Here is a 5,703-nt window from a genome sequence, read left to right on the forward strand (position 1 = left end):
TGTCGGCGCTGTTGGGGTCGCCGCCGTAGTGCTTGGCCAGCCCTTGGGCGGCAATGCGCCGTTCCTCGGGGGATAGCGGTTTATCCGATAGTTTCACCCATGCCTGAAAGTTTCCCGGAGAGGTTTCTATCCGTGCAGCGGATTGAAAACCATCCTTGTTCATGGATGCCAATTTATCCGCCGTCAGGTCATCCACCAGCACTAGCCCATGCTCCCCTGCTGGCCTGATATAAATGTCGTTGCCCTTGGCGTTCATGCGTTTGAGCCATGCGGCGGACTGCTCCACCTCGGCGCGGCTCCATTCGCGGTTCATCATTTGGCCGGTCTTGGCTTCGCGAATTCCCACCTCGAAACGCTCCACGCCCAGCGCATTTATTTGCTTCTGGATGGCTTCGCCGGTACGGTCGCGCCCCTGATTTGCTCGGCCACGCTCTGCGCGTCCAGCGTGATTTGGTTCTCGATGGTCGGCGGTGCCAGCCAAAGCCATGATGCGGTCACGGCTGCCGCCGTAACCATGCCCACCAGCGCGGCCAGCAGGTAATGGCGCCATTCCATCCTCTGGCCTGCCTCGTTCAGTGCCTCGGCTGCCTTCTGCGCTTCGGCTGCTGCCGCCTTCCACTCCTTGGCCGCTGCGTTGATCTGGCCGCTGAACTTCTCGCCCTGCTCCCTGCTCTTGCGGTCGATCTCGGCCAGCGTCTGGCGTGTCTCGTCCGTCAGTGCGGCCATTGCCTGCGCCAATGGCTCCAGCATCGTGGCCAACGCCTCGGCGCTCTGCGCTTTGGCTTGGCTCAACTCCTGTATCTGGTGTGCCAAATGCTCTAGCCGCGTCTCGTTCGATGCTGCGGCGGACTGCCGCAAAGTCTCGGTTTTGCTCATAGCTGATGCCCTTTTTCTGGATGCCGGCGGCGGTGTAGGTCTTGCCCAGGTCGCTGCCTTTCATGGTCACGCCGTCCAGCCGGTACGACAGGCCGGACAGCTTCGCGCCTTGAAGCTGTGCCACCGGCACCAGCTCAACGCCTGCCGCCTCTAGGCGCTCTTGATAGGTGGTGAAGTCGGGGCAGTCCTTGGCCGCTGCATCGGCCAACTGCTGGAGCTGCTGGCGGGCGCTGGGCTGGCCGGTGCGGATTGCGCCCTCGATCTCGCCCTTGGTGGGGGCGCGGCGCTCGGCCTCGGCGCTGGGGGCTACCCGTTGCAGGCGGAAATCCCGCTCAATCTCTCGCATGATCGTTTCCTGCCGCTTGTAGTCCTGGCCATCGCTGACGACTTCGCCGCCGTGGGTGATTCGGTTGGCCAGAATGTGGATGTGCTCATGCTCGGTGTCGGTGTGCCGGGTCATCACAAACTGGTTATCTGTAAAGCCCATGCCGCGCAAATAACGCTGCCCAATGGCCTGCCATTGCTCGTCTGTGAGCTTTTCGCCGTGTGCGGCGGACAGCGAAACGTGCAAAACCGCCTTGCCCAAATTCGGGCGAAGCTTGCGAATTTCGCCAAATTCGGCGGCAAGTTCGCGCGGATTTTGCCCGGCCATGTTCGTGGAAATGATGCGCCCCTTCTCTTTGTTGAGGTCGTATTCAGCCGCTCCACGGAAGCCCCGCCCCTTGACCAGCTTGGCAATCATTCGCGCCCCCCTGCCCCAATCAGGGCCAGCCGCAGCCGGGAAACTTCACCGGCCAGCCGCTGCAAAAGCGCATCATTTACGGCCACGTTCTGGCCGATATTCGCGGCGTGCGCCAACTGGTTGAGGTTGCCGGACAACCTCGCCAGCTCGGCGTACTGCTCGCGGTTGATGGGCGGCACGGGCGGCGAAGGCAGGCGGCGCGATAGCGCAGCCTCCCGCAGCCACTGCGCCGGGGTCATGCCCATTTGCTCGGCCTTGGCGCGTAGGTCGGCGTATTCGCCAGCCGACACGCGAACGCCAATGGTCGAGACGCGCACGGCGGCGGGGTCGCCCTTGGGGCGGCCACCTCGCCCACGGCGCGGGGGTGTTTCTGCCGTCATGAATGAGCCTCCAGCGAATGAGTGCGGCAGGCGGCAAAGAGCGCAGCGACTGCCGCCGGGGTGCAGGGGCGCAGCCCATGCCAAGCCGTTTGAGCGAAGCGAAAACATGGCTTGCTTCTAACCCGATATGCCGCGCCACCTACCATCATACGCCAGTCGATGCAGGGGGCAAAACGGCGGGGGCAGGCTCTGCGGCTTCAGCCAGCAGATCAGCCTGTCCAGCAAGGGCAGCCGGGGCCGTGCGCTCGCGCTTCGGCTTCGGATGGCCTGCCTTGCGTAGCGCCTTGGCCAGCTCGCCCATGCCCGCCCAAATCTTGGCGGCATGGTCGGCGGTCAAGGTGTCGGCGGCGCGGATGGATTCGGCCAGGTCTGCCAGCGTGCGGGGGGCATCGCCCACCTTCCACTGCTGGCGGCTGGCCTGCGCCTTGGCTTGCTTCGCAGCGAACCACTCCACCAGCTCGGCGCGTTCAGCCTCGGTCAGCCCCTCCAATCCATCGGATGGCAAGCTATCCGCCCAGCGGTTGAAACTGGCGACAACCTTCTGATGGCTGCGTTTGGTGGCCGGGTCATAGGTCGAGCGGATGCACTGGATTTTTTTACCCTGTTCACGGAATTGCACGGCGGATACCTTTCTATCTGTCTGGTGGATGTTTTATTATCCGTTGCGATGATTGAATTATATCCGCTGCGCGGATAAATTACAATCCTTTGCTGTGATATTTTTCTATCCTTTGCGCGGATACAATAGGCACAGACTAACGGATAAAATGCAGGCGGTCTATCGGGGCGCGGTCTTTGGGCTGCCCGTAGGGCTGCCCCCTTTCCCCACTGCCCCGCAGGGGCTGGGGGCGGTGTGTCAGATGGGGGCCGTTCCCCCCCCTTTGGGGGGCTAGATATGGCTGTTTTGCCTCCGGCTTCGCTTCGCTCACCCGGTTATCCACAGCCCTGCCCTGGTAGAAGAAAAGGTAGAAGAAAGGTAGAAGCGAAAAACAACCCTTTTTTCCTTTGTAAATCAATGGCTTGCAAAGGGGGGGCGCGACGCAACCCCGATAAAGCGCGACGCAACCCCGATAAAGCGCGACGCAACCCCGATGCAGGCGCGACGCAACCCCGATAAAGCGCGATACAAAAAGCCCGCACTAGGCGGGCTTGGTGGTAATTCGCTGCGCTGGTCAGTGGAACGGGATGCCGCTGTACTCCATCCAGATCACCAATGGCCATTCTTCGCCCTGCTCCGGCTCGATGGCGACGGTATCGAAACGCCCGCCCGAGTAGATCAGGCAACGCTTGCCAATCAGCCTGCCCGCGTCTTGGTAGCCGTGTCTTGCCAGCGTCCCGGCACGCCCCATCAGCAGAAATGGCCTGTTTGGGTCTGGGTTGTCTGGATCGCCAATCACTCGTTAGATGCCAGATTTGGCGTTGCGTATGCTCACAGAAAATCGATAGCCGCAAGACTGTTTTTGGCAACTCATAGCCACTACAATTTCTCCTTCATACCGTAGAGGAGATTGCGCGTGAAGAACTGGATATTTCTGGCTGTTGCAATCTTTGGCGAGGTCATCGCAACTTCCGCACTGAAGTCTAGCCATGGATTCACTAGGTTAGTTCCTTCCGTTGTAGTTGTGGCTGGCTACGGGCTTGCGTTCTATTTCTTGTCTCTCGCGGTCAAGTCCATTCCGGTCGGTATTGCTTACGCTGTATGGGCTGGGCTTGGCATCGTGCTTGTGGCAGCTATTGCTTGGATTTTCCATGGCCAAAAACTAGACTTCTGGGCGTTCATTGGCATGGGACTTATTGTCAGTGGCGTCGCCGTTCTAAACCTGCTATCCAAGGTCAGCGCACATTGACCGGGTTGGCATCTAACAATTCATTCAAGCCGACGCCGCTTCGCGGCGCGGCTTAATTCAGGCGGTCTAGGTTGCCAATGTCGGCGGCAACCTCAACGCCTTGCACATGCATCACGTCTGGCTGCCCAGCCTCGCCAATCCACGCACGGACAATCATCCCTTCGACTGTCGGCGGCGTTTCCCAGTCATTCAGCATCACCGCCTCCCAGCTTCGTCCATACGGCCTGTTCTTTGCCTCTGGTGCTTTTTTCAATGCGACCTCCAGCAATGATTCCCAGCCGCTCCAATTCGCGCATGGCCTTCTCCAGCGCATCCCGGAAGTCCCGCATCCTCCCCGCCGACTGCGCCCGCCCCTTGAGGTATTCCAGGCTGAACCGCTGCACAACTTCGGCAGACGTGGCCACCAACCTTTGCAGGCTCTTGGCCATGTCCTGATTGCGCCCGAACTCGCGCCGCTTCTCCCAGTCGATCAGGGCAAATTCCCGATTGCCGTACATGGCGTGCCACCGGGGATCTATCGTCAGCGTGTACTCCTCGCTGGCCTCGTCGTAGTCGAAGCCTGCAATCAGGTGCAGCGTGCGGGTTTTGCCAATGGACAGCTTGGGCTTGCCATCCGCCTTCGTGACCTCGATCACCAGCATGGCAAAGGAAAGCGCCTTCATCGTGCGGTGCAGCCACTTGTATTCGTAATTCCCGGTTTGGCGTCCGATTTCCCGGAGGAAGGCAGCGCGGTTGATGACAACCGGCGTTCCCAGCGGCTGGCGCTGGGCTTCCTTCATGCACTGCATCCACACGTCCGCCTGTGCTTCGTCCAGTTGCTCGCCCCAGAACCGGATTTCCGCATCGCCACGGCTCTGCAAAACGGTGTCCTGGTGCATCCGCTTGCGCCCACGCGCCACCGGCGCAAACAGGCTTGACCTGGCTATGTGGTTCGGCATCGCCCGCATGAATTCATCCATGCCTGGCAGGAACATTTGCCGGGGTGTTTCTGCGGCCTTCTGCTCGGCCTGCGCTGCCACTTCGGCGGCTTTTTGTTTGACCCACTCCAGCGGGTCGCGCTTGCTCTTGGTATCCTCAATATCAGCCATTTTGGCCTCCTACATAGGTCATTTTGGTTAGGCGCTGGCCGGGGGGTCTAGCCCCTGCCTGCGCCGCTTTTCATGCTACACCGACACACGCCCCCCACGCCCTGCGGGCTGGGGGAAAGATCAACGCCCAAGGCTGGGGCCACGGTCGCGCTTCGCTTGCCGTGCCTGCTCGGCCTGCTGCTGGCGCTCTGCGGCCACCTCGGGCGCGTTCCATGCCTTTTCTGCCGTCCTGCGGGCGTAGTCCTCAACGTGGCCAGCCTTGCGGCTCTCCACCTGCGGCGAGTGCTTGGCGATAGCTCCGGCGATGCCATCCGCGCTGAACCGGCCAGACTTGGCCATGTCGGTGGCAATCATCCAATCCAGCCGCGAGAAGTCGGCGGTCTTGCCGTAACGCTGCATCAGGCGCTGTGCCTGCTTGCGGTATTCGTGGCCGGGGTCGGTCGTCCAGCCGTAACCGGGCGACTTGTAGCCCTCCAAAGCCTCTAGGCGGCTCTGACGCTCTTTTTGAGCCTCTACCCTATCCACCCCCTGCCGGATGCGTTCTAGGTGCTCTGGCGCGGCTGTAGCGGCCTTTCCGGGGCATTCGTGCGCCAGTACGTAGGGCTGGCGGCCTTCCCGGGCGTGCTGTGGCTTCTGGTTGGTGAAGCCTGCCAAGCGGCCATAGTGGCGGCTGTCGGCGCTGTTGGGGTCGCCGCCGTAGTGCTTGGCCAGCCCTTGGGCGGCAATGCGCCGTTCCTCGGGGGATAGCGGTTTATCCGATAGTTTCACCC

Annotated in this window: 9 protein-coding genes and 1 pseudogene; 1 reads left to right on the forward strand and 9 read right to left on the reverse strand. The window is 61.4% G+C overall.

Going from position 1 to position 5,703, the window contains the following annotated elements; genetic code table 11:
* From ACZRJ6_RS26065 to ACZRJ6_RS26090, 6 genes and pseudogenes are all read right to left on the reverse strand, one after another.
* Window positions 1–487: DNA-primase RepB domain-containing protein (locus ACZRJ6_RS26065; RefSeq protein ID WP_463930775.1), on the reverse strand; the 487-nt coding region annotated here is incomplete at its 3' end.
* A complete protein-coding gene (locus ACZRJ6_RS26070) occupies window positions 373–876 on the reverse strand; it encodes an IncQ-type mobilization protein MobB (protein ID WP_194286625.1) in 504 nt (167 codons plus the stop codon). The genes ACZRJ6_RS26065 and ACZRJ6_RS26070, both read right to left, overlap by 115 nt.
* Window positions 877–1,252: 376 nt before the next feature.
* Window positions 1,253–1,618: pseudogene (locus tag ACZRJ6_RS26075) on the reverse strand (relaxase/mobilization nuclease domain-containing protein); the annotation flags it as partial.
* Window positions 1,615–1,998, reverse strand: coding sequence for a plasmid mobilization protein (locus tag ACZRJ6_RS26080; RefSeq protein WP_443496711.1), 384 nt, complete (start codon window positions 1,996–1,998; stop codon window positions 1,615–1,617). The gene ACZRJ6_RS26080 and the pseudogene ACZRJ6_RS26075, both read right to left, overlap by 4 nt.
* 145 nt (window positions 1,999–2,143) lie before the next feature.
* Window positions 2,144–2,617, reverse strand: a complete 474-nt coding sequence (locus ACZRJ6_RS26085) for a hypothetical protein (protein ID WP_319382238.1) — start codon at window positions 2,615–2,617, stop codon at window positions 2,144–2,146.
* A gap of 553 nt (window positions 2,618–3,170) precedes the next feature.
* Window positions 3,171–3,395, reverse strand: coding sequence for a hypothetical protein (locus ACZRJ6_RS26090; protein ID WP_153427747.1), 225 nt, complete (start codon window positions 3,393–3,395; stop codon window positions 3,171–3,173).
* A gap of 117 nt (window positions 3,396–3,512) precedes the next feature.
* On the opposite strand from ACZRJ6_RS26090, the gene qac reads away from it, so the two are divergent.
* Window positions 3,513–3,845: a quaternary ammonium compound efflux SMR transporter QacL gene (gene qac / locus ACZRJ6_RS26095; protein WP_319382236.1), complete on the forward strand. Its 333-nt coding sequence runs from the start codon at window positions 3,513–3,515 to the stop codon at window positions 3,843–3,845.
* Between the two features lie 52 nt (window positions 3,846–3,897).
* Here the strand turns inward: qac and ACZRJ6_RS26100 are convergent, their stop codons facing one another.
* The 3 genes from ACZRJ6_RS26100 to ACZRJ6_RS26110 all read right to left on the reverse strand — a co-directional run.
* Window positions 3,898–4,041 (reverse strand): hypothetical protein, encoded by a 144-nt coding sequence (locus tag ACZRJ6_RS26100; protein ID WP_153427748.1) that lies wholly within the window; start codon window positions 4,039–4,041, stop codon window positions 3,898–3,900.
* A complete protein-coding gene (trfA, locus tag ACZRJ6_RS26105) occupies window positions 4,031–4,933 on the reverse strand; it encodes a plasmid replication initiator TrfA (protein WP_153427749.1) in 903 nt (300 codons plus the stop codon). The genes ACZRJ6_RS26100 and trfA overlap by 11 nt, the downstream gene beginning before the upstream one ends.
* A gap of 120 nt (window positions 4,934–5,053) precedes the next feature.
* Window positions 5,054–5,703: DNA-primase RepB domain-containing protein (locus tag ACZRJ6_RS26110; protein ID WP_463993566.1), on the reverse strand; the 650-nt coding region annotated here is incomplete at its 5' end.

This window comes from Pseudomonas sp. C321, from assembly GCF_055407105.1.

Bases quoted from the DNA above. Each gene is read 5' to 3' on its own strand.
- ACZRJ6_RS26070 (WP_194286625.1), bottom strand. From the start codon at position 876: ATGAGCAAAACCGAGACTTTGCGGCAGTCCGCCGCAGCATCGAACGAG.
- ACZRJ6_RS26080 (WP_443496711.1), bottom strand. From the start codon at position 1,998: ATGACGGCAGAAACACCCCCGCGCCGTGGGCGAGGTGGCCGCCCCAAG.
- ACZRJ6_RS26100 (WP_153427748.1), bottom strand. From the start codon at position 4,041: ATGCTGAATGACTGGGAAACGCCGCCGACAGTCGAAGGGATGATTGTC.
- trfA (WP_153427749.1), bottom strand. From the start codon at position 4,933: ATGGCTGATATTGAGGATACCAAGAGCAAGCGCGACCCGCTGGAGTGG.